This is a genomic window from Pseudomonas sp. CF161 (assembly GCF_000416215.1).
GTDB lineage: Bacteria > Pseudomonadota > Gammaproteobacteria > Pseudomonadales > Pseudomonadaceae > Aquipseudomonas.
In genome coordinates, this window is sequence record NZ_ATLP01000103.1 from 45,353 (window position 1) to 72,336 (window position 26,984).

The 26,984-nt window shown below is 61.4% G+C and carries 22 protein-coding genes and 1 pseudogene; 11 read left to right on the forward strand and 12 right to left on the reverse strand.

What is annotated here, in order from left to right:
• Position 1: 1 nt before the first annotated feature.
• From pcaH to pcaR, 6 genes are all read right to left on the reverse strand, one after another.
• Positions 2–706, reverse strand: a complete 705-nt coding sequence (pcaH, locus tag CF161_RS23240; protein WP_020299066.1) for a protocatechuate 3,4-dioxygenase subunit beta — start codon at positions 704–706, stop codon at positions 2–4.
• 116 nt (positions 707–822) lie between these two features.
• Positions 823–2,028 (reverse strand): 3-oxoadipyl-CoA thiolase, encoded by a 1,206-nt coding sequence (pcaF, locus tag CF161_RS23245; RefSeq protein ID WP_177326798.1) that lies wholly within the window; start codon positions 2,026–2,028, stop codon positions 823–825.
• Entirely contained in the window at positions 2,025–2,807 is a 783-nt protein-coding gene (locus CF161_RS23250) for a CoA-transferase subunit beta (protein ID WP_177326799.1), read from the reverse strand. The genes pcaF and CF161_RS23250 overlap by 4 nt, the downstream gene beginning before the upstream one ends.
• Positions 2,804–3,661 carry a CoA transferase subunit A gene (locus tag CF161_RS23255; protein WP_020299069.1) on the reverse strand — a complete coding sequence of 286 codons (858 nt, stop codon included), beginning with the start codon at positions 3,659–3,661 and terminating at the stop codon, positions 2,804–2,806. Before CF161_RS23255 ends, CF161_RS23250 begins: the two co-directional genes overlap by 4 nt.
• A gap of 192 nt (positions 3,662–3,853) precedes the next feature.
• Entirely contained in the window at positions 3,854–5,200 is a 1,347-nt protein-coding gene (locus CF161_RS23260; protein WP_020299070.1) for an MFS transporter, read from the reverse strand.
• 287 nt (positions 5,201–5,487) lie between these two features.
• Positions 5,488–6,330, reverse strand: a complete 843-nt coding sequence (pcaR, locus tag CF161_RS23265) for a pca regulon transcriptional regulator PcaR (protein ID WP_020299071.1) — start codon at positions 6,328–6,330, stop codon at positions 5,488–5,490.
• Positions 6,331–7,029: 699 nt separating this feature from the next.
• Here pcaR and CF161_RS23270 point away from each other — a divergent pair.
• Together CF161_RS23270 and CF161_RS23275 are read left to right on the forward strand one after the other, a co-directional pair.
• The gene (locus tag CF161_RS23270) at positions 7,030–7,230 is read left to right on the forward strand and encodes a hypothetical protein (RefSeq protein WP_020299072.1); all 201 of its coding nucleotides are present in this window, start codon (positions 7,030–7,032) and stop codon (positions 7,228–7,230) included.
• A 376-nt stretch (positions 7,231–7,606) separates the two neighbouring features.
• Entirely contained in the window at positions 7,607–9,082 is a 1,476-nt protein-coding gene (locus CF161_RS23275) for an inorganic phosphate transporter (RefSeq protein WP_020299073.1), read from the forward strand.
• 160 nt (positions 9,083–9,242) lie between these two features.
• Here the strand turns inward: CF161_RS23275 and ccoM are convergent, their stop codons facing one another.
• From ccoM to CF161_RS23285, 3 genes are all read right to left on the reverse strand, one after another.
• Positions 9,243–9,359, reverse strand: a complete 117-nt coding sequence (ccoM, locus tag CF161_RS33550) for a cytochrome c oxidase subunit CcoM (RefSeq protein WP_015634423.1) — start codon at positions 9,357–9,359, stop codon at positions 9,243–9,245.
• Between the two features lie 144 nt (positions 9,360–9,503).
• Positions 9,504–9,665: a hypothetical protein gene (locus CF161_RS33215; protein WP_020299074.1), complete on the reverse strand. Its 162-nt coding sequence runs from the start codon at positions 9,663–9,665 to the stop codon at positions 9,504–9,506.
• A 141-nt stretch (positions 9,666–9,806) separates the two neighbouring features.
• Positions 9,807–10,148: a hypothetical protein gene (locus tag CF161_RS23285; protein WP_020299075.1), complete on the reverse strand. Its 342-nt coding sequence runs from the start codon at positions 10,146–10,148 to the stop codon at positions 9,807–9,809.
• A 218-nt stretch (positions 10,149–10,366) separates the two neighbouring features.
• On the opposite strand from CF161_RS23285, the gene rapA reads away from it, so the two are divergent.
• Complete coding sequence (gene rapA / locus CF161_RS23290) at positions 10,367–13,213, forward strand: RNA polymerase-associated protein RapA (protein WP_020299076.1); 2,847 nt, start codon at positions 10,367–10,369, stop codon at positions 13,211–13,213.
• 109 nt (positions 13,214–13,322) lie between these two features.
• Here the strand turns inward: rapA and CF161_RS23295 are convergent, their stop codons facing one another.
• Entirely contained in the window at positions 13,323–14,669 is a 1,347-nt protein-coding gene (locus tag CF161_RS23295; protein ID WP_020299077.1) for an MFS transporter, read from the reverse strand.
• A 293-nt stretch (positions 14,670–14,962) separates the two neighbouring features.
• On the opposite strand from CF161_RS23295, the gene CF161_RS23300 reads away from it, so the two are divergent.
• Together CF161_RS23300 and CF161_RS23305 are read left to right on the forward strand one after the other, a co-directional pair.
• Positions 14,963–15,331 carry a YkgJ family cysteine cluster protein gene (locus tag CF161_RS23300; protein ID WP_020299078.1) on the forward strand — a complete coding sequence of 123 codons (369 nt, stop codon included), beginning with the start codon at positions 14,963–14,965 and terminating at the stop codon, positions 15,329–15,331.
• Positions 15,332–15,474: 143 nt separating this feature from the next.
• Positions 15,475–17,760, forward strand: coding sequence for a bifunctional diguanylate cyclase/phosphodiesterase (locus CF161_RS23305; protein WP_043230199.1), 2,286 nt, complete (start codon positions 15,475–15,477; stop codon positions 17,758–17,760).
• Here CF161_RS23305 and CF161_RS32455 read toward each other — a convergent pair.
• Positions 17,648–18,547 (reverse strand): NAD(P)-dependent oxidoreductase, encoded by a 900-nt coding sequence (locus CF161_RS32455; protein WP_084471745.1) that lies wholly within the window; start codon positions 18,545–18,547, stop codon positions 17,648–17,650. The genes CF161_RS23305 and CF161_RS32455 overlap by 113 nt on opposite strands.
• 195 nt (positions 18,548–18,742) lie before the next feature.
• On the opposite strand from CF161_RS32455, the gene CF161_RS23315 reads away from it, so the two are divergent.
• A complete protein-coding gene (locus CF161_RS23315; RefSeq protein ID WP_043230202.1) occupies positions 18,743–20,926 on the forward strand; it encodes a hypothetical protein in 2,184 nt (727 codons plus the stop codon).
• Between the two features lie 320 nt (positions 20,927–21,246).
• Here the strand turns inward: CF161_RS23315 and CF161_RS23320 are convergent, their stop codons facing one another.
• Positions 21,247–21,552: a DUF2288 domain-containing protein gene (locus CF161_RS23320; RefSeq protein ID WP_043230208.1), complete on the reverse strand. Its 306-nt coding sequence runs from the start codon at positions 21,550–21,552 to the stop codon at positions 21,247–21,249.
• Positions 21,553–21,901: 349 nt separating this feature from the next.
• On the opposite strand from CF161_RS23320, the gene CF161_RS23325 reads away from it, so the two are divergent.
• From CF161_RS23325 to CF161_RS23345, 5 genes and pseudogenes are all read left to right on the forward strand, one after another.
• Complete coding sequence (locus CF161_RS23325) at positions 21,902–23,029, forward strand: branched-chain amino acid ABC transporter substrate-binding protein (protein WP_020299083.1); 1,128 nt, start codon at positions 21,902–21,904, stop codon at positions 23,027–23,029.
• Positions 23,030–23,261: 232 nt separating this feature from the next.
• A complete protein-coding gene (gene livH, locus CF161_RS23330; RefSeq protein WP_020299084.1) occupies positions 23,262–24,185 on the forward strand; it encodes a high-affinity branched-chain amino acid ABC transporter permease LivH in 924 nt (307 codons plus the stop codon).
• Positions 24,182–25,438: a high-affinity branched-chain amino acid ABC transporter permease LivM gene (locus CF161_RS23335; RefSeq protein ID WP_020299085.1), complete on the forward strand. Its 1,257-nt coding sequence runs from the start codon at positions 24,182–24,184 to the stop codon at positions 25,436–25,438. Before livH ends, CF161_RS23335 begins: the two co-directional genes overlap by 4 nt.
• Positions 25,435–26,202, forward strand: a complete 768-nt coding sequence (gene livG, locus CF161_RS23340; RefSeq protein WP_020299086.1) for a high-affinity branched-chain amino acid ABC transporter ATP-binding protein LivG — start codon at positions 25,435–25,437, stop codon at positions 26,200–26,202. Before CF161_RS23335 ends, livG begins: the two co-directional genes overlap by 4 nt.
• Positions 26,203–26,905 (forward strand): annotated as a pseudogene (locus CF161_RS23345) (ABC transporter ATP-binding protein).
• Positions 26,906–26,984: the final 79 nt, after the last annotated feature.

Below are 26,984 nucleotides of genomic sequence, written 5' to 3' on the forward strand. Positions count from 1 at the left end.
CTTATTTCTCCATCGGCGTGGCATCGCGGCCGCGCAAGACGATGTCCCAACGGTAACCGAGGGCATAGGAAGGAATGGTCTTGTCCAGGTCGAAACTGGCGATCAGGCGTTCCTTGGCACGGGTGTCCGGCACGCAGTTGTAGATCGGGTCGTAAGCCAGCAGCGGGTCACCCGGGAAATACATCTGGGTCACCAGGCGCGTCAGCACGCTGGGGCCGAACAACGAGAAGTGGATATGGGCCGGGCGCCAGGCGTTTTCGTGGTTACCCCACGGATAGGCACCGGGCTTGATGGTCTGGAACTGATACCAGCCGTCGGCATCGGTCACGGTGCGCCCGGTACCGGTGAAGTTCGGATCCAGGGGTGCATCGTGCAGGTCGCGGTCATGGTTGTAGCGGCCGGCGGCGTTGGCCTGCCAGATCTCCACCAAAATGCCCGGCACCGGCAGACCGTTCTCGTCCAGGACCCGGCCGTGGATGATGATGCGCTCGCCCTGGGGCTCGCCGGCGTGTTGTGCGGTCAGGTCGTTATCGCCTTCGTGCAGCGAATCGGCACCGATGGTCGGGCCGGTGATTTCCGACAGCGAATGGGGCAGGAACACCAGCGGCTTGGAGGGCGAGCGGGTGTTGGTCGACTTGTAGGCCGGGTGCAGATAATCAGGCTGAGTACCCGCTTGCGGGCGCCGGTAACCGGGCTTGTCAATCATGGTCAATCCTCTTTTCTTATTAGACCCTGGTCACGATCGGCTGCGCTGGGCTCAGGCGGCGTTGAACATGCCTGAGGGTCGCTCGCCAGATCGTGAACAGGCTCCTGGAGCAGGCGTCAGACGCGTTCGATGGCCAGCGCCAGCCCTTGGCCGACACCCACACACATGGTCGCCAGGCCTTTTTTACCGCCGGTTTTTTCCAGTTGATGCAACGCCGTCAGCACCAGACGTGCACCGCTCATGCCCAGCGGATGACCCAGGGCAATGGCGCCACCGTTCGGGTTGACCTGCGGCGCATCGTCCGCCAGGCCCAGCTCACGCAGGACCGCCAGGCCCTGGCTGGCAAAGGCTTCGTTGAGTTCGATCACGTCGAAATCGCTGATTGCCACGCCCAGGCGCTCGATCAGTTTGCGCACCGCAGGCACCGGGCCGATGCCCATGACCCGTGGTGCGACACCGGCGCTGGCCATGCCCAACACCCGGGCACGGGCCGTGAGGCCGTGTTTTTTCACCGCTTCGGCCGACGCCAGGATCAGCGCCGCGGCACCGTCGTTGACGCCCGAGGCATTGCCGGCGGTGACGGTCTTGTCCGGGCCGTTGACCGGCTTGAGCTTGGCCAGGGTTTCCAGAGAGGTATCGGCACGCGGGTGCTCATCCTGCTCGACCACACTTTCGCCCTTTTTATGGGCAATGCGCACCGGCACGATTTCCTCGGCAAAGAACCCGGCCGCCTGGGCCGCCGCCGTGCGTTGCTGGCTGCGTAGGGCAAAGGCGTCCTGGTCGGCGCGGGATACCTGGTAATCGTCCGCCACGTTGTCGGCGGTTTGTGGCATGGCATCCACGCCGTACTGGGCCTTCATCAACGGGTTGATAAAGCGCCAGCCGATGGTGGTGTCTTCAAGCTTCATGTTGCGTGAAAAAGCGCTGTCGGCCTTGCCCATGACAAAGGGCGCACGGGACATCGACTCGACCCCACCGGCAATTGCCAGCTCCATCTCGCCGCTGGCAATCGCGCGGAAAGCGGTGCCGATGGCGTCCATCCCCGACGCGCACAGGCGGTTGAGGGTAACCCCAGGGATGCTTTCCGGCAGGCCGGCCAGGAGCAACGCCATGCGTGCCACGTTGCGGTTGTCTTCGCCAGCCTGGTTGGCGCAGCCGAGGAACACCTCGTCCACTGCGCTCCAGTCCACCGATGGGTTGCGTTCCATCAGCGCCTTGATCGGCACGGCTGCCAGGTCGTCGGCACGCACGGCCGACAGGCCACCGCCGAAACGGCCGATCGGGGTCCGGATCGCATCACAGATAAAGACTTCGCGCATCAGGCTTCTCCCGGTGCCTGGCCATGGGCCGCGGCGGTACGTGCTTCCAGATCGCGCAGTGCGGCCAGTTCGACTGCAGTCGGCTCGGCGGTCTGCTCGACAGTGTCGGCAAAGCGAATCGCCCAGCCGGTGGCGGCCACCACCTGCTCACGGGTCACGCCCGGGTGCAGCGCAGTGACCACGAATTCATGGCTGCCGGCTTCCGGCTCCATGATGCACAGGTCGGTGATGATCCCCACCGGACCGGCACCCGGCAAGCCCAGGCGTTTGCGGGAGTCGCCGCCTTCGCCATGGCCCACCGAGGTGATGAAATCGAGCTTGTCGACGAACGAGCGCGACGACTGCTTGAGGATGATCAGTACGCTTTTCGCCGAACCGGCGATTTCCGGGGCGCCACCGGCGCCGGGCAAGCGCACTTTGGGGTGGTGATAGTCACCGACCACCGTGGTGTTGATGTTGCCGAAGCGATCGACCTGGGCCGCGCCGAGGAAGCCGACGTCGATGCGCCCGCCCTGCAGCCAGTAGCGGAAGATCTCGCCGGTCGGCACCACGGTGTCGGCGGTTTCGGCCAGTTCGCCGTCACCGATCGACAGCGGTAGTACGCTGGGCTTGGCGCCAATCGGGCCCGATTCGTAGATCAGCACCACGTCCGGCGACGACGTCAGGCGTGCCAGGTTGGCGGCCTTGGACGGCAGGCCGATGCCGACGAAGCACACCGCACCGTTCTTCAGACGGCGGGCGGCGGCAACGGTCATCATTTCATTGGTGGAGTAAGTCATTATTGGGCCTCCGAAGCGCGGGCCAGCTTGGCCTGGAATTCACTGAAATCGGCGCTGCCGTGGATGTATTCGTTGATCCACGCGGTGAAGGTTTCACGGTCGCGGGCGATCGGATCCCAGGCCTGGTAGAAAATATTGTCACGCTCGGTGTAACCGTGGGCGTAGGACGGATGCGCACCGCCAGGTACGTGGCAGACCGCGCTCAGGGCCCAGGTCGGCAGGACACAGGCGTTCATCGGGGCGTTGAGGTCGTCGACGATTTCCTCGACGGTGACGATGCAGCGCTTGGCCGCCAGTGCCGCCTCTTTTTGCACCCCGAGGATGCCCCACAGCAGCACGTTGCCTTTACGGTCGGCCTTTTGCGCGTGGATCACGGTGATGTCCGGGCGTACCGACGGCACGGCCGCCAGCACTTCGCCGGTGAATGGGCAGGTCACGCTCTTGATCAGCGGGTTGACCTTGGGCAGGTCGGAACCGGCATAAGCGCGCAGCACCGCGAACGGCAGGCCCGAGGCACCGGCCACGTAGGCGTTGGCCAGGTCGGCGTGGCTGTGCTCTTCGATTTCCAGGGCATGCGGCCACTGTTTTTCCACGGCGTCACGCAGGCGGTGCAAAGAACCGACACCGGGGTTGCCGCCCCAGGAAAAAATCAGCTTGCGAGCGCAACCGGCACCGATCAACTGGTCGTAGACCAGGTCAGGGGTCATCCGAACCAGGGTCAGGTCTTTCTTGCCTTGGCGGATGATTTCATGACCTGCGGCCGTAGGAATCAGGTGGGTGAAGCCTTCGAGCGCGACGGTATCGCCGTCGTTGACGAACTGCTTCACCGCGTCGTGCAGCGAAAGGATTTCAGCCATTGGGGGGCTCCCGATTGTTATTGAGCGACTGGACGAAAAAGGCGCGACAAGCGCTGCCTGCGTGCCCTGAAGATTAAGCCGGAGGCATGGTCCAAACAATCCGATAATCGACTGAGTGTTCGTTTATCGAACATATTGTTGTCGAGCTATCGATCCCCATGCCCTCCCCCTTCACCTCAAAACCAACCGCTCTCAAGTCGCATCCGCGTGGCTCACCATGCCCTTGATCACCACCGCCGTCGCCGCCAGGCCCGCCGGAATCACCAGCGCAGTCAGCACCTGCTCGAAGTTCCAGCCGAGCCCCAGCAAAGTGGCACCCATCCAGGCCCCGAGAATCGCGCCGAAACGCCCGATCCCGAGCATCCACGACACGCCCGTGGCCCGCCCCTGGGTCGGATAGAACCGCGCAGCCAAGGACGGCATGGCCGATTGCGCGCCGTTGACGCACATACCCGCGATCAGCACCAGGGTTGCGAGCAGGGTGATATTGCCCAGGCTCTGACCCACCGCGTAGGCAAAGACCCCAGCCAGCAGGTAAAAGGTGCCGATGACCTTGTGCGGATTGAACCGGTCCATGGCCCAGCCCACCGCCACTGCGCTCAGCACTCCGCCGAACTGGAACAGCGCGCCGATAAACGCCGCCTGCTCCATGCTCGCGCCACTGTCACGCATCAGGGTCGGCAGCCAGCTGGTGAGCAGGTAGACGATCACCAGCCCCATAAAATAGGTCAGCCACAGCAGCAAGGTGCCGACGCTGTAGGTGCCGGAGAAAATCACCGCAAACACATTGCGCGCCTTGACCGTCTTTTGTTCCGGCACGCTGAAGCTCGCGGCCTGGCCGACGATGGTCGGCTCAATGGGCGCCAGGGCCTTGCGCACCTTGTCGGTTCCTCGATTGCGCACCACCAGGTAACGCGCCGACTCCGGCAACCAGACCAGCAGCACCAGCGCCAGAATCAGCGGCAGGATCCCGCCGATCAACAACAGGCTGTGCCAGCCAAACGCCGGGATCAGCTTGGCAGAAATGAAACCACCACCGGCCATGCCCAGGTTAAAGCCGCAGAACATGCTGGTCACCAGCAGCGACTTGTGGCGCTCCGGGGTGTATTCGGACAGCAGCGTGGTGGCATTCGGCATGCCCGCACCCAGTCCCAGGCCGGTGAGGAAGCGCAGTACCAACAGTTGATCGACGTTAGTGCTGTAGGCCGAGGCCAGGCTGAAGGCGCCGAACAGCAGCACCGCGCCCACCAACACCAGCTTGCGCCCGAAACGATCGGCCAGCGGGCCCGAACCCAGGGCGCCGAAGACCATGCCGATCAACGCCGCACTCATCACCGGCCCGAGGCTGGCGCGGTCGATGCCCCAATCCTGGGACAGTGCCGGGGCGATAAAGCCCATGGCCGCGGTGTCCAGGCCATCGAGGAAGACAATCAGGAAACACAGGATCACCACGCGCCACTGATAACGCGACAAGGGCTGGGCATTGATAAAGGACTGCACATCGAGGCAGTTGCCAGAAGCTGACAGGGGTTGGTTCATTATTTTTATTCCAGGGTAAAACGCGGGCGCGCCGAAGCTCGCCAAGGGTTGGTCAGGTCATTGCAAAGGAGAGAATTCCGGGATCAGGCGGCCAGGGGTCGAAGGCAGCTTCGATGGCGACGCAGAGGGAGCATGCTCATGGGGGTGGACCTCTTCTTTATTATGGGGTCGCCGCACGGCCGCCCGCTGAAGCAGGGGCGGCGGCCGATGACGCTGCCGCGACATTAATAAGGCAAGGGAAAGAGCGTCAATTCGTCAAATACGTAGTTGTGCGTTTATCGAACAGGTTAGGCAAACAGCTGGGCGCTCAGGTCTCGACTGGCACTGAGCAAACCCGGCAGAAAACGCTGCTCCAGCTCGGTGCGGCTGACCCGGCCGGCGTGGGTGCTGACGTTCAGCGCCGCCAGCACCTGGCCCGAAGCGTCGTAGACCGGCACCGCGATAGAACGCAGGCCTTGTTCCAGTTCCTGATCGACGATGCACCAGCCCTGCTGGCGGACCTGCTGCAGGCATTCGAGCAAGGCCTCTGCGGTGTGCAGGGTGCGACTGGTCTTGGCTTGCAGGTCGGCGTGTTCGAGGTATTCACGCAGGGAAGCGTCGTCCAGCGCCGCCAACAGGATGCGGCCCATGGACGTGCAGTAGGCCGGCAGCCGCCCACCGACGGAGAGGTCCACCGAAATCAGGCGCTGGGTGGTGGCTGAACGGGCGATGTACAAAATGTCATCCCCCTCCAGGGTCGCCATGTTGCAGGCTTCATGAAGCTGCTCGCTCATGCGGTCCAGGTAGGGCTGGGCCGACACCGCCAGCGGCGTCGACGACAGGTAGGCGTGCCCCAGGGTCAGCACCTTGGGCAGCAGCGAATAGGTCCGCCCGTCGGTGGTGGCGTAGCCGAGCTTGATCAGGGTATGCAGGCAGCGGCGCACTGCCGCCCGGGGGATCTCGGTGCGGTGGCTGATCTGGGCAATGGTCAGGTGGCGCTTGCGCTCTTGAAAGGCCTGGACCACGGCCAGGCCGCGGGCCAGAGAGGTCATGAAGTCCGGATCACCGGTCAACGCCTGAATCCTCTTCGCCGGAGAGGCAACAATCGGAGGCGCCACCGAGGCGAAGGAATTGCGCAATTGATCGTTCATTTCATGCTCTCTGCGTCGAAGTTCGGCCTTATTACAAGCCGTATTGGAGAAAATGCACAAGCCAGCACCGCCAACATTGGGCGATTATCGAACCATCGGCCGATAATCGCAATCGATGCGGTTCCGCAGTAAAGATCGCCACCTGCGACGGGCGTCATAAAAAATCCATCGGCCAAGGTTATCTTCCCCCGCACTGCAAGATTGCGGACACCCTTGATTTACCCGATAACTTGCCCCATCTACGCTAAAGACCCCACAGCCTGTAGTGCCTGGCAACAGGCGGCATTAATGATTAAAACTTTCGTGTAATAAAAGCCTCATATGTAATGACGCTTTTTTAACTTCTCGACGATAGAGTTGTTCATGACCCTCGCTATAATGTAAAACGGTGAGGTTCACAGCATTCTTTGCTTTGATCACTCCATCACTCAGGTAACGCATCATTGCATGCTGTTTCCTGTCGCAAGTGTCTGCCCCCCGTCATTGACCCGGTCAACGCGCTTGCAGGAAGTAAATGAAGACTGTTGCTACGACAGTTGTTCTTGAATCGGTGGCGTGGCCGCGTGCAACAAGGACATGACTTGGCGAACTCTAATGGCCAGCTCGGTGCTGCAATGGATCCGAGTATCCGCGAGTTGATGAGTCATGCACCGGGCAATGCGTATCACCGATTTTTATCCCACTTAATTAGGTAACACTGTGACGAAAGACGAACTGCGCGCGGAACTTGAGCGCCAGGAACAACGTTACAAGGAAGTTTACGGCGGGGAAGTCACCACCTACGCCGCCCAGCCTGAACCGGAACGCAAACCATGGCGTAAACGCGCCAGCATTCTTGACCAGGCCTTCACTCAAGAACTGCAAAAGATGGAACAAGAACTCAAGGCCGATCATCCTTGATGACTGTTGCCTGATCTCTTCACGGCTGGCCACCTGTTCGACCCGATTACCGCGGACGCAGGGCTGGCCAACGGCGCTCGTTACCCTCGGGCGATCTATTGCCTCCATCGACCGGAGCGAGGCATTTGGCCGCGGCCAGCCCTGAAGAGCAAATTTCATACAAGCGTTTGAATGATCGACGGCGACGGCCGCATGCCCTCTCCCGGGCCTGCTCCCTGCAAAATCAATGACTTGCCCGACCTTCCGGCAACCCGAGGAAAAGCTGCCCTGGGTCAGTTTTTTCATTGAAGAATGTTACCGATGAGCACCTTGTGCATTGATTACCAGGGTTTTCTGGCATAATCGCGCCCCCTTATGACCGGGTCAGAAAACCTTCATGATCGATTTATTCAGCGGACTGGATGCTTGGGTTCTTGTGAGCCTGTTGCTCGCCCTGGCCTTTGTCCTCGCCTTCGAGTTCATCAACGGCTTTCATGACACCGCTAACGCGGTTGCCACTGTTATCTACACCAAAGCCATGCCTCCTCACCTGGCAGTGTTCTTTTCCGGGGTGTTCAACTTCCTCGGTGTACTGCTCGGCGGTGTTGGCGTGGCATATGCCATCGTCCATTTGCTGCCGGTCGAGCTGCTGATCAACGTCAACACCGGCCACGGGCTGGCGATGGTGTTCTCGCTGCTGGCCGCCGCCATCACCTGGAACCTGGGCACCTGGTACTTCGGTATCCCGGCCTCCAGCTCCCACACCCTGATCGGCTCGATCCTGGGGGTCGGCCTGGCCAACGCCCTGATCAACGACATTCCGCTGGCGGACGGGGTCAACTGGCAGAAAGCGATCGATATCGGCGCCTCGCTGGTGTTCTCGCCGATGGCCGGCTTCCTGGTGGCTGGCCTGGTGCTGGTGGGCTTGAAGTGGTGGCGCCCGCTGTCGAAGATGCACAAGACCCCGGACCAACGCCGCAAGCTGGACGACAAGAAGCACCCACCGTTCTGGAATCGCCTGGTGCTGGTGATCTCCGCCATGGCGGTCAGCTTCGTGCACGGCTCCAACGACGGTCAGAAAGGTATCGGCCTGATCATGCTGGTGCTGATCGGTATCGTGCCTGCGCAGTTCGTACTCGACCTGGGCAGCACCACCTACCAGATCGAACGCACCCGCGATGCCACCTTGCACCTCAATCAGTTCTATCAGCGCAACAACGAGACCCTGGGTGAGTTCCTGGCCCTGGGTAAAAGCGTAAAAGATGACTTGCCGGGTAAATTCCGTTGCAACCCGCAACAGACCGAACCGACCATCAACGCCCTCCTCGGCACGCTCAAGGGCGTCTCCGACTACCACTCGCTGAGTTCCGAGCACCGCATCGAAGTTCGCCGTTACCTGCTGTGCCTGGACGACACTGCGAAGAAAGTCGGCAAGTTGCCAGGGCTTGATGCCCGTGAAAAATCCGACCTCGACAAGCTGCGTAAAGACCTGACCGCCACCACCGAGTACGCCCCGTTCTGGGTGATTCTCGCGGTTGCACTGGCCCTGGGCCTGGGCACCATGGTCGGCTGGAAGCGCGTGGTACTGACCATCGGCGAAAAAATCGGCAAGCAGGGCATGACCTACGCCCAGGGCATGTCGGCGCAGATCACCACGGCCAGCATGATCGGCCTGGCCAACATCTTCAGCCTGCCGGTGTCGACCACCCACGTGCTGTCCTCGGGTGTGGCCGGGACCATGGTCGCCAACAAGAGCGGGCTGCAAGGCGGCACCGTGAAGACCATCCTGATGGCCTGGGTCCTGACCCTGCCGGCAACGGTCGGCTTGTCGGCCGGTCTGTTCTGGCTGGCATCGAAGGCCCTCGGTACCTGATAGCTCGGGCCGAAACACAAAAAGGTGCGCCCTGTGGGTCGCACCTTTTTTTGTGCCCGGCCGCAGCCGGGCATCTGGTTTTTTCAAGGCAAAAAAAAGGGCAACCGAAGTTGCCCAAAATGCCTTGCGTGCTCGTGTAACTGGAAAGATCGATGTTGATCTATGGTTTTTTACGCTTGTTCGCGTCTTTCCAGATGAAGAATCCAAACCCTGCGAAAAACAGAACCATGAGGCCGACAGTCAGCACTCCGGCGATCACCACATTATCGAAAAACATGACTGGCCTCCTGCTCTTGCCCTGTTGCGATGGGGCTAAGTTAACCAAAGAGGCGGGGGGATAAATTGACCGGGGTCAATGTCGCCCAAGACAGGGCGACGGGGAGGGGGAATAACTGATCCACATCAACGGAAAGCCGCCTGTTCAGCGCTTTTTCGGTTTGTTTTTCGGTTTTTTCTTGGCTTTGCCCAACGGCATCGCCTGCTCGAATGCCTGGCGCACTTCATTCAGGCGCTTGTCATTGAGGTCATGCACCCGCTTGGCACGTTCGGTGTTGAGATCGATCAGTTTGTCGTCTTGGCTCATGGCGTCGGCTTGCGTCTAGTGAGGGTCAATGCCCGCCGCGTCCTCATCCTGGAGAGAGCTGCGGCTGGGGCGGATGCGCCAATAATGCGGCGCCCGGCAGCGCTTGGCCAGCCATGGGGGCCTTGGCGCAGTAACAGCGCCTCAAACTTCGACGTCGACCCACAGCCCCTGGCGCGGCGCATCTTCCATCAGCGGTACTACGGGCACCGTGTTGTCGGCGTTGAGTTCATCACCGGGGATCGCCAGGTGCTCCTCGGGATCGTCCTCGGCTTCGCGCTGGCGTTTTTGCCGTTCCTGCTGGCGTTGCTGCTCTTCGCGCAACAGCAGCGCCGACTGCTCGGTGTCGCGCTTTTTCAGGTCGATCGTGCTTTCGTTGGAACTCTCTTGCACAGGCACCACCGGCGGGATGTCCGGGCGTGGCCGGATCGGGTCCTGCTGTGAAGTAATGGGCACGGCACTCAAGGGGAGCATCGGTGGCAGCATATTATTGGTCTCCTGTCGGCAGGCTGTCGGCTGCGGCAACGACGACTTGAGCCATCTGTCGCAAACTTGTGACCCAGTCGTCAGCCAATGGTGCCCCAGAGCCCGACAAATAATGGGATGCGCTACCTTTTATCCAGGCTGTTTTGATCAGAGTCCTTTGGTCTCGGGGCATCGTTCCGTTAAGATAGTCGGCTTTTTCAAGGCGGGAGTCAGGCAGCATGGCGCAGCAGTATCAACCGGGGCAACGCTGGATTAGTGACAGCGAAGCTGAGCTAGGTTTAGGCACCGTTCTGGCACAGGACGGTCGCTTGCTCACCGTGCTCTATCCGGCCACTGGCGACACTCGCCAGTATGCGCTACGGAATGCGCCCCTCACTCGCGTGAGGTTTTCGCCGGGTGACAGCATCACCCACTTCGAAGGCTGGAAAATGACCGTGCAAGAGGTCGACGACGTCGACGGTCTGCTGGTCTACCACGGCCTCAATGGGCAGAACGAGCAGGTCACCCTGCCGGAAACCCAGCTCTCGAACTTTATCCAGTTCCGCTTGGCCAGCGACCGGCTGTTCGCCGGCCAGATCGACCCCCTGGCCTGGTTCTCCCTGCGTTATCACACCCTGGAGCACACCAGCCGCCAGTTGCAATCTTCGCTGTGGGGCCTGGGCGGCGTACGCGCCCAGCCAATCGCCCACCAGTTGCACATTGCCCGTGAAGTCGCCGACCGCATCGCCCCGCGCGTATTGCTGGCCGACGAAGTGGGCCTGGGCAAGACCATCGAAGCCGGCCTGGTGATCCATCGCCAACTGCTGTCGGGCCGTGCCAACCGGGTGTTGATCCTGGTGCCGGAAAACCTGCAGCACCAATGGCTGGTGGAAATGCGCCGCCGCTTCAACCTGCAGGTCGCGCTGTTCGACGAAGAACGCTTTATCGAAAGCGATGCCAGCAACCCCTTCGAAGACACCCAGCTCGCACTGGTGGCCCTGGAATGGCTGGTGGACGACGAAAAGGCCCAGGACGCGCTGTTCGCCGCCGGCTGGGACCTGATGGTGGTCGACGAAGCCCACCACCTGGTGTGGCACGAAGACCAGGCCAGCCCCGAGTATTCGCTGGTCGAGCAACTGGCCGAAACCATTCCCGGCGTCCTGCTGTTGACCGCGACCCCGGAACAACTGGGCCAGGACAGCCACTTCGCCCGGCTGCGCCTGCTTGACCCCAACCGTTTCCACGACCTCAAGGCGTTCCGCGCCGAAAGCGAAAACTATCGCCCGGTGGCCGAAGCCGTGCAGGAGCTGCTGGACCAGGGTCGCCTGTCGCCAAAAGCGCACACGACCATTCAGGGCTTCCTGGGTAATGAAGGCGAGGCCCTGCTGACGGCGGTCAACGATGGCGACACCGAAGCCAGCGCGCGCCTGGTGCGTGAGCTGCTCGACCGCCACGGCACCGGTCGCGTGCTGTTCCGTAACACCCGCGCCGCCGTGCAAGGCTTCCCCGAGCGCAAACTGCACCCTTACCCGCTGCCGTGCCCGGACGAATACCTCGAACTGCCCCTGGGCGAGCACGCCGAGCTGTACCCGGAAGTCAGCTTCCAGGCCCAGCCAGACACCGACGAAGAACAACGCTGGTGGCGCTTCGACCCACGGGTCGAGTGGCTGATCGACCAACTGAAGATGCTCAAGCGCACCAAGGTCCTGGTGATCTGCGCCCACGCCGAAACCGCCATGGACCTGGAAGACGCCCTGCGCGTGCGCTCCGGCACCCCGGCCACGGTGTTCCACGAAGGCATGAACATCCTTGAGCGCGACCGCGCCGCCGCCTACTTCGCCGATGAAGAATTCGGTGCCCAGGTGCTGATCTGCTCGGAAATCGGCAGTGAAGGTCGCAACTTCCAGTTCGCCCATCACCTGGTGCTGTTCGACCTGCCGTCGCACCCGGACCTGCTGGAGCAACGCATCGGCCGTCTGGACCGGATCGGCCAGAAGCACGTCATCGAAGTCCACGTGCCGTACCTGGAAACCAGCCCGCAAGAGCGCCTGTTCCAGTGGTACCACGAAGCGCTGAACGCCTTCCTCAACACCTGCCCGACCGGCAACGCCTTGCAGCATCAGTTCGGCCCGCGCCTGCTGCCGTTGCTGGAAAACGCCGATGACGGCGAGTGGCAAGCCCTGATCGACGAAGCCCGTGCCGAGCGCGAGCGTCTGGAACAGGAACTGCACACCGGCCGCGACCGCTTGCTGGAGCTCAACTCCGGCGGTGCTGGCGAAGGTGATGCGCTGGTGGAAGCGATCCTCGAACAGGACGATCAATTCGCCCTGCCGATCTACATGGAGACCCTGTTCGACGCCTTTGGCATCGACAGCGAAGACCATTCGGAAAACGCCCTGATCCTCAAGCCGAGCGAGAAAATGCTCGACGCCAGCTTCCCCCTGGGCGACGACGAAGGCGTGACCATCACCTACGACCGCAACCAGGCGCTGTCTCGCGAAGACATGCAGTTCATCACCTGGGAACACCCGATGGTGCAGGGCGGCATGGACCTGGTGCTGTCCGGCTCCATGGGCAATACCGCCGTGGCGCTGATCAAGAACAAGGCGCTCAAACCTGGCACCGTGCTGCTGGAGCTGTTGTATGTCAGCGAAGTGGTCGCCCCGCGCTCCCTGCAACTGGGCCGCTACCTGCCACCGGCCGCCCTGCGCTGCCTGCTGGACGCCAATGGCAACGACCTGTCGGCACGCGTCGCCTTCGAGACCCTCAACGAGCAGCTGGAAAGCGTGCCGCGGGCCAGCGCCAACAAGTTCATCCAGGCCCAGCGCGATCAGCTGACGCCACGGATCAACGCCGGCGAAGAGAAAATCACCCCGCGCCATGCCGAGCGCGTGGCCGAGGCCCAGCGTCGCCTAGCAGCTGACACCGACGAAGAACTGGCGCGCCTGACCGCCCTGCAAGCGGTCAACCCGACCGTGCGCGACAGCGAACTGGTGGCCTTGCGCCAACAACGCGAGCAAGGCCTGGCCATGCTCGACAAGGCGGCGCTGCGACTGGAAGCGATTCGGGTGCTGGTGGCCGGTTGATCACCGCCCTGCCCTGCTGAAATAAAAAGCCCGCGCAATGCGGGCCTTTTTCATGGGCGCTGATTCTCGGTGATGAGGGAGCCTGCTCCCCCATCACCGCACGGTGCATTCAAGCCGTGACCGCTGGAATCGGCACCTCCACCGCGCCCAGGCCATCCTTCATCCGCTGGGAATCGCGCACAAAACAGCGCGAGGCCTGGAACAGAAACAGCATGGTCAAAAACAGCGCGACCGGAATCAGGTACATGGCGTCGTGCAAGCCGACGGCCTTGAAGGCCTCGGTCATTTGCTCGGCACCGGCGGCGTACATCGCCGAGTGGGCGAAATGGTCGGACAGCCCGCCCACCACCACCGGCCCCAGGCCACCGCCCAGCAGGTACAGACCGGCAAAGAACAGGGCCATCGCCGTGGCCCGCAGCCGTGGCTCGACCACGTCCTGGATCGCCGTATAGACGCAGGTGTAGAAGTTGTAGGCAAACAGCCAGCCGACACTGAACAGCGCGACAAACACGCCGATCTCGATCCGCCCGGCATGCAGCGCCCAGGCGGTACACAGGGTGGAGATAATCAGGCTGCCGGCGGCAAACAGCAGGCGCCCGTTGGCCACGCGCTGGTGAATCTTGTCGGCGATCCAGCCGCCCAGGGTCAGGCCGATCAGGCCGGTCACCCCGACGATTACCCCGGTGGCCACGGCGGCCTCCTGCAGCGGCATCAGGAAATAACGCTGGAGCATCGGCACCAGGAACGAGTTGCAGGCATAGGTGGCGAAGTTGAAGCACAACCCGGCCAGCACCAGCCAGAGAAAGGTCGGGATCGCCAGTACCCGGCGGATCGGCCGGTCCACCGGCTCCTGGGAGACCTTTACCGTCTCGGCGGCGCCCCGTGCCGGCTCCTTGATGAAGAACATGAACACCGCCAGCAGCAGGCCCGGCACGGCGGCAATAAAGAACGGCGCGCGCCAGCTGTCGAAAGCCTTGACCATCGCGCCGATGGTGAAGAACGCCAGCAGCAGCCCCAGGGGCAGGCCCAGCATGAAGATGCCCATGGCCCGGGCCCGACGGTGCGCGGGAAACAGGTCGCCGATCAGCGAGTTGGCCGCCGGGGCATAACTGGCCTCGCCAATGCCCACCCCCATGCGCACGATCAGAAAGCTCCAGAAACTGCCCACCAGGCCGTTGACCGCCGTCAGCCCGCTCCACACCGCCAGGCCCCAGCCCATCAGCTTGCTGCGCGAGCCGGTATCGGCCATGCGTCCCAGGGGCAGGCCGGCAATGGCATAGACGATGGTAAAGGCGGTGCCGATGATCCCCAGCTGGAAGTCACTGAGGTGCCATTCCATGCGGATCGGCTCGATGATGATGGCCGGAATGGTGCGGTCGAAAAAGTTGAACAGGTTCGCCAGAAACAACAGGAATAGAATGCGCCAGGCATTCGCCGCTTGGGTCGAGTTGTGCATGGTTCGGTCTCTTTATTGTTATTCGGCCAGACGCAAGCGAGCCTGGAAACTGCAATCTAGTCAGCCCTGCCGCACCTGTCTGTGATCATTCGCCATCCTGATATCAGGCCATGGCATCTTGCCTCGGGCTGAAAGCCACGGTCCTTGGGCCAAGCCCGAAAATCTGCAATCAAAGTGCCACTTTTACCGGCAGAAAATATAGTCCTCGCCCCCCCTTCCCAAGGCCATTGCGAAGCCTAGAATGGCGGCCTTGCCTCCCCCCTCTCCTACCCCCTTTTCTATTGATGACGCCCATGTCCGAAGCCAGTCCGTGTCTGAGTTGCGGTGCCTGCTGTTCACACTTTCGCGTGTCTTTTTTCTGGGGAGAATGCGCCTCGGCCGGGGGCTCGGTGCCCGACGACCTGGTGGCGCCCATCAGCCCCAGCCGTGTGGCCATGCTCGGCACTGACTGCAAACCCACGCGCTGCGTGGGGTTGGTCGGTGAGGTGGGGAGCCAGGTCAGCTGCGCGATTTACCATGAACGCTCCAGCACCTGCCGCGAGTTCGAAGCCTCCTGGACCGACGGCCTGGCCAACCCCGATTGCGATGCCGCGCGCGCCGCGTTCGGCCTGGCCCCCCTTGAACCGCGTTTCGACGAGCTGTATTTCGAACAGAGCGCTTAGCTCCAAACGCTATCTGTCCCATAACCAAATCATTAGAACCAGTTTGCCATCACCGCTTGCAGGCTACGGGCGAGCTCTATACTCAAGGCATTCGTCGGCGCCGGGATCCGCCAGGGCGAGCAAATTCCGTGATGGGGCATGCTATGGGATGGCTTGGGGCGCATTTTTTTACCGAGCTTCCGGAAGGTGGTCAGGTATTGCTCGATTGCAGCCATAACCCCTTTCTGGTGCTGCTGGCTTATCTGGTCGCCTGTGCGGCCAGCTTCGCCACGCTGGACATGGCCGAACGCGTGGGCCACGTGGATAACCCCGCGGCCCAGCGACTGTGGCGCTGGATAGGGGCCGCCTGCCTGGCGGGGGGCATCTGGGCCATGCATTTTATCGGCATGCTGGCCTTCCAGCCGCCGATCGAGGTCAGCTACGACCTGCCGATTACCGTGCTCTCGCTGCTGACAGCCCTGGTCGCCTCCTGGCTGGCGATGAATACCCTGAGCCAACCTGAACTGCGACTGGGGCGCTACATCAGTGCCTCGATCTGGATCGGCCTGGGCATCTGCGCCATGCATTACGTGGGCATGGCCGCCATGCGCTCCAACGCCGTGGCCCTCTATGACCCGACCCGCTTCGCCCTGGCAGTGATCGTCGCCATCACCTGCAGCTTCGCCGCCTTGCTGCTGTCCAGTTTGCTGCGCGAAGGCAGCGGCATGTTCCATCAATTGCTCAAGTACGCCAGCAGCCTGGTGCTCGGCGCCGGGATCGTCAGCATGCATTTTCTCGGCATGTGGTCCATGACCCTGGCCCTGCCCCTCGGCGCGCCGCAACTGGCCCCCCAGGACAACAACCATATGCAGCTGGGGCTGACCATTGCGGTGATCATCCTGCTGCTGATCGGCAGTTGCATCAGCGCCGCCCTGGCCGACAAGAAGCTGCAACACAAGGAGCGCGACCTGCGGCGGGTCAACGCCCTGCTCAGCCAGCTCGATCAGGCCCGTGTTTCCCTGCAACAGGTGGCGCACTACGACGCCCTGACCAGCCTGATCAACCGTCGCGGCTTCAATCAGCTGTTCGCTGAAAAACTCATCGAAAAAACCGCATGCGGCGGCATGCTGGCGGTGATGTTTCTGGATATCGACCACTTCAAGCGCATCAACGACAGCCTCGGCCATGACGCCGGCGACGAGTTGCTCAAGGTCCTGGCCGGGCATATCAAGGGCTCGACCCGCAGCCACGAGGATGTGGTCGCACGTTTTGGTGGCGATGAGTTCTGCATCCTGATCAGCCTGCATAACCGCGACGAAGCGCGGCATATGGCGCAGCGCATCATGCAAAAGATGAAACTGCCCATCGAGCTCGCCGGCCGGCGCATGGTGATGACCACAAGCATTGGTATCAGTGTGTTCCCCGACGACGGTCGCACCTGCGAAGAGCTGCTGAAAAACGCCGACCTGGCGCTGTATCAGTCCAAGGGCGCGGGTCGCAACAGCCTGCATTTTTTCAGCTCCAACCTGAAGACCCGCGCCACCCTGGAGCTGCAACTGGAAGAAGAACTGCGCCACGCCCTGCGCAGCGAAGCCGGGCTGACCGTGTATTACCAGCCAATCTACGACCTGAAGAACGCCCGGGTCAGCAAGCTCGAAGCGCTGATCCGTTGGCAGCACCCGGTGCATGGGCTGCTGGCGCCGGACCGCTTTATCAGCATTGCCGAGGCCAACGGCCTGATCGCCGAACTCGACAATTGGGTGTTGCGCCGGGCCTGCGAGGACCTGGCCACGCTCAGGCGCCAGGGTTTCAACGAACTCAAGGTGGCGGTCAATTGCTCGGCGCTGAACCTGATGCGCGACGAGCTGACCGACGAGATCAAGATGGCCCTGCACCACGCCGACCTGCCGGCCCAGTGCCTGGAGCTGGAGGTCACGGAGAACGCCCTGATGGGCAACATCGCCAATACCCTGATGCTGCTCCAGCAGATCCGGGCCCTGGGCGTATCGCTGTCGATCGACGACTTCGGCACCGGCTATTCATCCCTGGCCTACCTCAAGCGCCTGCCCCTCAACACCTTGAAGATCGACCGCTCGTTCATCCAGGACATCCCCCATTCGACCCAGGACATGGAGATCGTCCAGGCCATTATCATCATGGCCCACACCCTGCATTTGCAGGTGGTCACCGAGGGCGTCGAAACCGTGCAGCAGTCCGCGTTCCTCAGCCATTACGGCTGCGACTTCATCCAGGGGTATCTGCTCAGCCGCCCGGTGTCCCTGGAGCTGCTGCCGGCATTGCTCAGCGAACTCCACGAACACCAGCCAGCCTGGGCCGCTACGCGCCTTCAGCCCCCGACTGACGATAGAGATGGATCAGGGTCGCCGGGTCTTTTTCCAGATAGCCCTGGGCCCCATGCAGGCGCATCAACTGTGCTGCCAAGCCGCTGATGGGCGTGGCCGAGCCCTGCTCGCGGGAAAATTTCACCGCTCCGTCCAGGTCCTTGAGCAAGGTCCGCACATGCCACTTCACCGGTTCGAAGCGGCTTTCAGCCATTTGCGGGGCGAGGAACTGCAGCGGCCGCGAGTCGGCAAAACCTCCGGCCAGGGCCTCGGCAATCAGGCTGGCATCGACCCCGGAACGCTCGGCCAGGGCCACCACTTCGGCAATCACCAGGGCATTGCAGGCAACGATCATCTGATTGCAGGCCTTGGTCACCTGGCCGGCGCCGATCGGCCCCATGTGGGTCACCCGCTGCCCGAGGTTGAGCAGCAGCGGGCGAATCCGCTCGATATCCGCCACCGCACCGCCTGCCATGATTGCCAGGCTGCCGCTTTCGGCACCCGCCGTGCCGCCGGAAACCGGCGCATCGACCCAGCCCATGCCGGTCGCCTCGGCCAACTGGGCGGCCATTTCACGGGTGGCGGTAGGCTCAAGGCTGGAAAAGTCCACCAGCAGCTGCCCGGCCCGGGCCCCCTGGGCGACGCCCTGATCGCCGAAAACCACCTCGCGCACCACCTCGGTATTGGCCAGGCATAACAGCACCAGGTCACTGGCTGCGCACAGCTGGGCCGGTGTGGCGACTTGTCGCGCTCCGGCGGCGACCAGTGGCGCGCACTTCTGCGGATTGCGGTTCCACACGGTGAGCGGATATCCCGCAGCCAGCAGGCGCCGGCACATGGGCAGCCCCATCAGGCCGATACCGGCAAATCCGAGTGAAGGTAACGCTGCCATCATCTTGCCTCCTTTTGATTAAAGATCGCCGGATATTGGCCGATTTATCTGAACGAAGGAAAGGATTCCCCCCTGCGTCCATAGGCATATTCCCTGACGCGGGGGCCAATATCGCACTGTAAAAGTCGCGAAACCCACTCCGTGATGGCTCGATGGCATTTTGTCTACGAGCCGACCCGTTCAGGCACATGGCGCACAATGACTTCTAAAAACAACTCTGCCGACGCAGTATCCGAGCTGACGCTGGCCTCTCCGACTCCAAGCCCCTCGATTTCGAAGCCATTGTCCAGCTCCCGCCCGCTGGCCACCCAGCAGTACCTGTATTTCACGGAGACCAACACCGACCGCATCCTCGATAACCTCGACGGCCTGCGCGACAGCGTGTTCCCGCGCCCACCTCACCTGGAAGGCGACAACGAGATCCGCCGCGACCAGGAATTCCCGTCGGTGTGCCTGATCGGCCTCGGCCGCTGCGGCTCGAACATTGCCCTGGATGTCGCGGAACTGGTGTACAACGCGCGCAAGTTCTACCTCAACGAATTCAATAACGAAGACAAATCCTACGAGGCCAAGGGCTATAGCCCGGGCCAGTGGATTCGCAACAACCTGCGCCTGGGCCAGAACAAGGCCAGCAAGCCGGTGTTCCTGGTAGAGCCGCTGGTGATGCTCGGCGACCTGGACAAGGACATTGCCGGGCGCATCCGCTTCTCGCGCAAGGGCGAAAAAAGCGGCTTTATCCGCGACTACAGCAAGATGAAGATCATGGACCTCTCGGAAGTCCATGCCGGCGGTGCCGGTAACGCGCCGATCCTGGGTCAGTACCTGGCCAAGATCATCCTTAACAAGGACACCCAGCGCTTCTCCAGCCCCGACTGGAAAATGATCCACTCGTACCTGATCGATTCCTGCGGGATCAAGGCCAACCAGTCGCGCCTGTACTTCTCGATCTTCAGTGCCGGCGGCGGTACCGGTTCGGGCATGGCGTCGGAGTTCGGCCTGGCCCAGCAGTACTCGTACATGAACAAGACGTTCGACACCAAGCCGGTGGATGAACACGACAGCAAAAGCGGCCATTCCTTCGTCTTCGAGCCGATCTTTACCAGCGGCATCTGCGTGCTGCCGAATATCTCCGACCACCGCAGCGAAATGTCCGAGGCGTTGCACATCAACGCCGGCCGCCTGCTGTGCAAATACCTGTCGGAAGAGTGGGACTTCTCCTACAACTTCGACAACGAAGACAGCAGCGAAGCCAGCGTCATGGGCCGGATCCGTCCCTGGAACGCGATGATGCTGATCTCCAACGACATCATGCGTTACGCCGAAGAAAGCGATGACGGCAACATCCAGAACATCGACGTCAACGCCATGGAGAAGCACGCCAACCAGTACATCTCCCAGCAGATCTTCAACATCCTCACGGCGCAGGCGGTGACCACCGACTACGACCAGAACTACTTCCGCCGTGCCGGTATCGACATTGGCGAAACCATCCGCCTGGATGCCAACGACCTGTTTATGAGCCTGGCCGGCCCGGTGGCGATTGCCTACGCCGAATCCGTGGTGCCCGAGCAACCGGCGCCGTCGGGGGACAAGTTCAAGGTGTTCGAGAAAGAGCCGCAGCGCCTGAACATCGACGACCTGTTCTTCCGCTCGATCGATTTGCCGCACTTCAACAAGGTGACCCAGGCCATCGAGGGCATCAGCCTGCTGCCGATCGAATCCAAGCGCTATCGCGCAGCCCTGGAGCAGTACAAGGCTTCGGGCTACGACGCGGCGGCGCTGCACGACCTGCACTTCTTCAAGAACTGCTCGTCGGTGGTCTCCATCGTCTCGCTGCCCAAAGACTACAAGCTGTCGTATATGGATCTGAATCGACTCAAGACCCATCTCAACAGCCTGTTCCCCAACACCACCCTCAAGCGCTATGCGCTGGTGATCGGGGCGTCGGCCAACCTGTCGCTGACCACCCTGATTGCCAAGAGCCCGTGCTTGTCGGACGACTTCCTGACGCTGATCGTGGCCTTTATCAAGCGTTGCTTCGCGCGTAACCCGTACCGTTTCGACGAGACCCTGGACAACTCGATCCTCGATTTCATCGTCAGCGAGCACTTCGATGAAAGCCTGATCGACGACCTGCTGAACGAGTTCGAGAACCCGGCGAAGATCCTCGATACCAACTGGTACGCGATCAAACCGATGTACGAGAAGAAATACCGCGAGCTGATCAACGACAAAGACAAGTTCGTCTCGATCAATGACATTCGGCTGTCCCGCGATTGCGTGAAAAAGGCCATCAAGTACCTGCGCGAGATCTACCGTCACCGCATCGGCAAGACCAAGGTCATCTCCCTCAACAACCACACCGGCAAGACCGACCACTGATCGCCGCCGTGGCACGCCGGCTCCCGCCTTTGTCTGGGGGAGCCGGTGTCAGCGGCCACTGCGTCGCCCCTCTCCCCCCGCAAGACCCAGGCCTGGCGTTGATGGCAACTTTATGGTGGCCGCACGCCCTGCCAACTCACACTCCGAAACAATTGAGCAGCCCGTCGGCTGGGCTTGAAACTGTTCCCCTTCCGTGAACGTCACCCGGGTTGAAAACGCGGTGGGGCCTTTCTTCACGGCAAGATGCCATCACCCGGATCGCGGTTACTCCGCTACACACTTTGCCCAGCGAAAAATGCGCACCATGGCGGTGCGCAGCATCAGGCAGACGCCCTTTCCTGGACCATAATCCACGGCGATACCACCACCGCCCACAGCTGCGGATCGCGCTCCACCAGATCCAGCGCCCGCGTCGCAGACACTTTGGCAACCTTCTCTTCGGCCAGCCAGGCAGCCACTTTCTCGGCCTGGTTCTCGGCCATGGCCTGCGCCGCTTCGATCAGATCCAGCCCGGGGTCGACCCACAATAGGGCACCCTTGGCAAAGAACGGTTCCAACTCCTTCCAGGTAATAGATGCGGTTTCACCAAGCAGCTTGGCATAGAGGGTGCTAGGTTCTTGAGTCATGGGACTGTCCAGAAAAGAAATCGGCGCAATCATAACGTCGGTGATCTGGCAGAAAAACCCAGATGCCAACGCGTCAACGATAGAGAACTCCAGAAACGCCAAGGATTGCCCTCGAACAAGGCCGCACTACAGCGAAAATCCCGCCGCAATTCTGTCTTTTTCTTTCAATAAAGCGACACCCTATGGTTTTGTCCCCAGCAGCCAGCTTTTCAAGCGAACAACCGGCGCTCTACACTGTACCGGTACAGTTGCCAGGGACACTTCCGGGGATAACCAAGATCTATCTGACCCGGTTCTGCGTCTCTGGCCGCCAGAACTATAAAAATTACAACAGTAAGAGTGGAGCACTATGAATAAGGCTACTAAGCAGATTTCCAAACTGTTTGCCGCTATGGTCCTGGCCGGGGTTGCCAGCCATTCGTTCGCAGCTGACACCATCAAGATCGGTATTGCCGGCCCTAAAACCGGCCCTGTAGCCCAGTACGGCGACATGCAGTTCAGTGGCGCCAAAATGGCCATCGAGCAAATCAACGCCAAGGGCGGCGTCAACGGCAAGAAACTCGAAGCCGTTGAATACGACGATGCCTGCGATCCGAAACAAGCCGTGGCCGTGGCCAACAAAGTCGTCAACGACGGCGTCAAGTTCGTGGTCGGTCACCTCTGCTCCAGCTCCACTCAACCCGCTTCCGACATTTACGAAGACGAAGGCGTGATCATGATCACCCCGGCTGCCACCAGCCCGGACATCACCGCCCGTGGTTACAAAATGGTGTTCCGCACCATCGGCCTCGACAGCGCCCAGGGCCCTGCCGCCGGTAACTACATCGCCGACCACGTGAAGCCGAAAATCGTCGCCGTGCTGCACGACAAACAGCAATACGGTGAAGGCATCGCCACTGCCGTGAAGCAGACCCTGGAGAAAAAAGGCACCAAGGTTGCCGTGTTCGAAGGCATCAACGCCGGCGACAAAGACTTCTCCTCGATGATCGCCAAGCTCAAGCAAGCCAACGTCGACTTCGTCTACTACGGCGGCTACCACCCAGAGCTGGGCCTGATCCTGCGTCAAGCCCAGGAAAAAGGCCTGAAAGCCAAGTTCATGGGTCCGGAAGGCGTGGGTAACGACTCCATTTCCCAGATCGCCAAGGACGCTTCCGAAGGCCTGCTGGTGACCCTGCCGAAATCCTTCGACCAGGATCCGGCCAACGTCGCCCTGGCAGATGCCTTCAAAGCCAAGAAAGAAGACCCAAGCGGCCCGTTCGTATTCCCGGCCTACTCCGCTGTTGAAGTCATCGCCGGTGGCATCACTGCCGCCAAGAGCGAAGATGCCGCCAAGGTGGCTGAAGCCATCCACGCAGGCACGTTCAAAACCCCGACTGGCGACCTGAGCTTCGACGCCAAGGGTGACTTGAAAGACTTCAAATTCGTGGTCTACGAGTGGCACTTCGGCAAACCTAAAACCGAAGTCTCGCCTCAATAAGGCCCTGTCCTACTGAGCGTCCAATAAAGCCCACGGCGTGCCGTGGGCTTTGTTTTACGAATGTAATGGGCCGTGCTTCCGTGATCCGGGGCCTCCCCACCTGAAAATCTCAAAACCGTCATCAGCGGTTCGCTGGCAAAACTTGCACCCGAAGTGGATGCAGATCTACGGGGTCCAAGCGGGAAAATGACTCCACCAGTGAAATGCGTATCAGGTTTTTAGGAGCGTTGTAATGCCTGACATCTATCACTTTTTCCAACAGCTGGTTAACGGTCTGACCGTTGGCAGCACGTATGCCCTGATCGCCATCGGCTATACGATGGTTTACGGCATCATTGGAATGATCAACTTCGCCCACGGCGAGGTATACATGATCGGCTCCTACGTGGCGTTCATCGCCATCGCCGGGCTGGCCATGATGGGACTCGACAGTGTCCCGTTGTTGATGACCGCAGCCTTTATCGCGAGCATCGTCGTCACCAGTGCCTACGGCTACAGTATCGAACGGATCGCCTACCGCCCCTTGCGTGGCAGTAACCGCCTGATCCCGCTGATCTCGGCCATCGGCATGTCGATCTTCCTGCAGAACACGGTTCTGCTGGCGCAGGACTCCAAGGACAAATCCATCCCCAACCTGATCCCGGGCAACTTCTCCATCGGGCCAGGCGGCGCACATGAAGTGCTGATCTCCTACATGCAGATCGTGGTGTTCGTGGTGACCCTGGTGGCCATGCTCGGCCTCACGCTGTTCATCTCCCGTTCTCGCCTGGGTCGCGCCTGCCGTGCCTGTGCCGAAGACATCAAGATGGCCAACCTGCTGGGTATCAATACCAACAACATCATCGCCCTGACCTTTGTCATCGGTGCGGCACTGGCGGCTGTGGCGGCGGTGTTGCTGAGCATGCAATACGGCGTGATCAACCCGAACGCCGGCTTCCTGGTCGGTCTCAAGGCCTTCACCGCAGCGGTTCTGGGCGGTATCGGCAGCATCCCGGGAGCCATGCTCGGCGGGCTGGTGCTGGGGGTGGCTGAAGCCTTTGGCGCCGATATATTCGGCGACCAGTACAAGGACGTCGTGGCTTTCGGCTTGTTGGTTCTGGTGCTGTTGTTCCGGCCGACCGGCATTCTGGGCCGTCCGGAGGTTGAGAAAGTATGACTAGGAATCTTAAATCGGCGCTGTTCAGCGCCCTGTTGGTCTGGGCCGTTGCCTACCCGGTACTCGGACTGAAACTGACCATCGTCGGCATCAACCTGGAGGTCCACAACACCAGCAACACCACCCTGGCAATCATTGCGATCTGCTCGGTGCTGATGTTCCTGCGGGTGCTGTTCAACCACCAGATCAGCGCGGCCTGGAAATCCTCGCCCAGCATGCCGTTGATCCCGGCCAAGGCCAGCAACTTCCTGACCCTGCCAAAGACCCAGCGCTGGATCATTCTCGCGCTGATCGTCGGGGCCCTGGTGTGGCCGTTCTTCGGCTCGCGGGGGGCGGTGGATATCGCCACCCTGATCCTGATCTACGTGATGCTGGGCCTGGGCCTGAACATCGTGGTCGGGCTCGCCGGCCTGCTGGACCTGGGTTATGTCGGCTTCTACGCCGTGGGCGCCTACAGCTACGCGCTGCTGTCGCACTACTTCGGCCTGAGCTTCTGGATCTGCCTGCCCATCGCCGGGATGATGGCCGCCACCTTCGGTTTCCTGCTGGGTTTCCCGGTACTGCGACTGCGTGGCGACTACCTGGCGATCGTGACCCTGGGCTTTGGTGAAATCATCCGTCTGTTGCTGCGCAACATGACTGACCTCACCGGCGGCCCGAACGGCATCAGCAACATCGAGAAACCCACCTTCTTCGGCCTGACGTTCGAACGTAAAGCCGCTGAAGGCATGCAGACCTTCCACGAGTACTTCGGCCTGCAATACAACTCGATCAACAAGGTGATCTTCCTCTACCTGGTTGCGCTGTTGCTGGCATTGGCTGCCTTGTTCGTCATCAACCGCCTGCTGCGCATGCCGATCGGGCGTGCCTGGGAAGCGCTGCGTGAAGATGAAATCGCCTGCCGTGCCCTGGGTCTGAACCCGACCGTGATCAAACTCTCGGCCTTTACCCTGGGCGCCAGCTTCGCCGGTTTCGCCGGCAGCTTCTTTGCCGCGCGCCAGGGCCTGGTCACGCCCGAGTCCTTCACCTTCATCGAGTCGGCGATCATTCTCGCCATCGTGGTCCTGGGTGGCATGGGCTCGCAGCTGGGGGTCATCCTCGCTGCCGTGGTGATGATCCTGCTGCCGGAAATGATGCGCGAGTTCAGTGAATACCGCATGTTGATGTTCGGCGCCTTGATGGTGCTGATGATGATCTGGCGTCCACAAGGTCTGCTGCCGATGCAACGCCCACACATGGAGTTGCGAAAATGAGCCGCGAGATCCTTAAAGTCGAAAACTTGAGCATGCGCTTCGGCGGCCTGCTCGCGGTCAACGGCGTGGCCCTGACCGTCAAGGAAAAACAGGTCGTGGCCCTGATCGGCCCCAACGGCGCCGGCAAGACCACGGTCTTCAACTGCCTGACCGGTTTCTACAAGCCCAGCGGTGGCAGCATCCAGCTCGACGGCCAGGCCATCGAAGGCCTGCCCGGCCATGAGATCGCCCGCAAAGGCGTGGTGCGCACCTTCCAGAACGTGCGTCTGTTCAAGGACATGACCGCGGTCGAGAACCTGTTGATCGCCCAGCATCGGCACCTGAACACCAACTTCCTGGCGGGGTTGTTCAAGACCCCGGCGTTTCGCAAGAGCGAGCGCGATGCCATGGAGTTCGCCGAGTACTGGCTGGACAAGGTCAACCTCACGGAGTTTGCCAACCGTACCGCCGGAACCCTGGCCTACGGTCAGCAACGGCGCCTGGAAATCGCTCGCTGCATGATGACCCGTCCACGGATCCTGATGCTCGACGAACCTGCCGCCGGCCTCAACCCCAAGGAAACCGAGGACCTCAAGGCGCTGATCAGCATGTTGCGTGAAGAGCACAACGTCACTGTGCTGCTGATCGAACACGACATGAAACTGGTCATGAGCATTTCCGACCACATCGTCGTGATCAACCAGGGCACGCCCCTGGCCGACGGCACGCCGGAGCAGATCCGCGACAATCCTGAAGTGATCAAAGCCTACCTGGGGGAAGCGTAAATGCTGCAATTCGAAAACGTTTCCACCTTCTACGGCAAGATCCAGGCCCTGCACAGCGTCAACGTGGAGATCCGCCAGGGCGAAATCGTGACCCTGATCGGGGCCAACGGCGCGGGTAAATCCACCCTGCTGATGACCCTCTGCGGTTCGCCCCAGGCCCACAGCGGCAGCATCCGCTACATGGGTGAAGAATTGGTGGGGCAGACCTCGGCGCAGATCATGCGCAAGAGCATTGCCGTGGTGCCGGAAGGTCGTCGGGTGTTCGCGCGGCTGACCGTGGAAGAAAACCTCGCCATGGGTGGTTTCTTCACCGAAAAGGGCGACTACCAGGAGCAGATGGATAAGGTCCTGCACCTGTTCCCTCGGCTCAAGGAACGCTTCACTCAGCGCGGCGGCGACCATGTCCGGCGGCGAACAGCAAATGCTCGCCATCGGCCGTGCGCTGATGAGCAAGCCCAAGCTGCTGCTGCTTGACGAGCCGTCGCTGGGCCTGGCACCGATCATCATCCAGCAGATTTTCGACATCATCGAACAGCTGCGACGTGATGGGGTGACGGTGTTCCTGGTGGAGCAGAACGCCAACCAGGCGCTGAAAATCGCCGACCGCGCCTACGTGCTGGAAAACGGCCGTGTGGTGATGCAAGGCTCCGGTGAAGACCTGCTGACCGACCCCAAAGTGCGCGAAGCGTACCTGGGCGGCTAGCTGCATGCGTCAACCAAAAACGGCCCTTCGGGGCCGTTTTTTTATGGCTCCGTTGCCCACTCCCAGGGTCCGAACGCGA

Excerpts from the sequence above, each read along its gene's own strand:
- pcaH (WP_020299066.1), bottom strand. The coding sequence starts at position 706 with ATGATTGACAAGCCCGGTTACCGGCGCCCGCAAGCGGGTACTCAGCCT.
- CF161_RS23255 (WP_020299069.1), bottom strand. The coding sequence starts at position 3,661 with ATGGCTGAAATCCTTTCGCTGCACGACGCGGTGAAGCAGTTCGTCAAC.
- CF161_RS23260 (WP_020299070.1), bottom strand. The coding sequence starts at position 5,200 with ATGAACCAACCCCTGTCAGCTTCTGGCAACTGCCTCGATGTGCAGTCC.
- pcaR (WP_020299071.1), bottom strand. The coding sequence starts at position 6,330 with ATGAACGATCAATTGCGCAATTCCTTCGCCTCGGTGGCGCCTCCGATT.
- CF161_RS23275 (WP_020299073.1), top strand. The coding sequence starts at position 7,607 with ATGATCGATTTATTCAGCGGACTGGATGCTTGGGTTCTTGTGAGCCTG.
- ccoM (WP_015634423.1), bottom strand. The coding sequence starts at position 9,359 with ATGTTTTTCGATAATGTGGTGATCGCCGGAGTGCTGACTGTCGGCCTC.
- CF161_RS33215 (WP_020299074.1), bottom strand. The coding sequence starts at position 9,665 with ATGAGCCAAGACGACAAACTGATCGATCTCAACACCGAACGTGCCAAG.
- CF161_RS23285 (WP_020299075.1), bottom strand. The coding sequence starts at position 10,148 with ATGCTGCCACCGATGCTCCCCTTGAGTGCCGTGCCCATTACTTCACAG.
- rapA (WP_020299076.1), top strand. The coding sequence starts at position 10,367 with ATGGCGCAGCAGTATCAACCGGGGCAACGCTGGATTAGTGACAGCGAA.
- CF161_RS23295 (WP_020299077.1), bottom strand. The coding sequence starts at position 14,669 with ATGCACAACTCGACCCAAGCGGCGAATGCCTGGCGCATTCTATTCCTG.
- CF161_RS23300 (WP_020299078.1), top strand. The coding sequence starts at position 14,963 with ATGTCCGAAGCCAGTCCGTGTCTGAGTTGCGGTGCCTGCTGTTCACAC.
- CF161_RS23305 (WP_043230199.1), top strand. The coding sequence starts at position 15,475 with ATGGGATGGCTTGGGGCGCATTTTTTTACCGAGCTTCCGGAAGGTGGT.
- CF161_RS32455 (WP_084471745.1), bottom strand. The coding sequence starts at position 18,547 with ATGATGGCAGCGTTACCTTCACTCGGATTTGCCGGTATCGGCCTGATG.
- CF161_RS23315 (WP_043230202.1), top strand. The coding sequence starts at position 18,743 with ATGACTTCTAAAAACAACTCTGCCGACGCAGTATCCGAGCTGACGCTG.
- CF161_RS23320 (WP_043230208.1), bottom strand. The coding sequence starts at position 21,552 with ATGACTCAAGAACCTAGCACCCTCTATGCCAAGCTGCTTGGTGAAACC.
- CF161_RS23325 (WP_020299083.1), top strand. The coding sequence starts at position 21,902 with ATGAATAAGGCTACTAAGCAGATTTCCAAACTGTTTGCCGCTATGGTC.
- livH (WP_020299084.1), top strand. The coding sequence starts at position 23,262 with ATGCCTGACATCTATCACTTTTTCCAACAGCTGGTTAACGGTCTGACC.
- CF161_RS23335 (WP_020299085.1), top strand. The coding sequence starts at position 24,182 with ATGACTAGGAATCTTAAATCGGCGCTGTTCAGCGCCCTGTTGGTCTGG.
- livG (WP_020299086.1), top strand. The coding sequence starts at position 25,435 with ATGAGCCGCGAGATCCTTAAAGTCGAAAACTTGAGCATGCGCTTCGGC.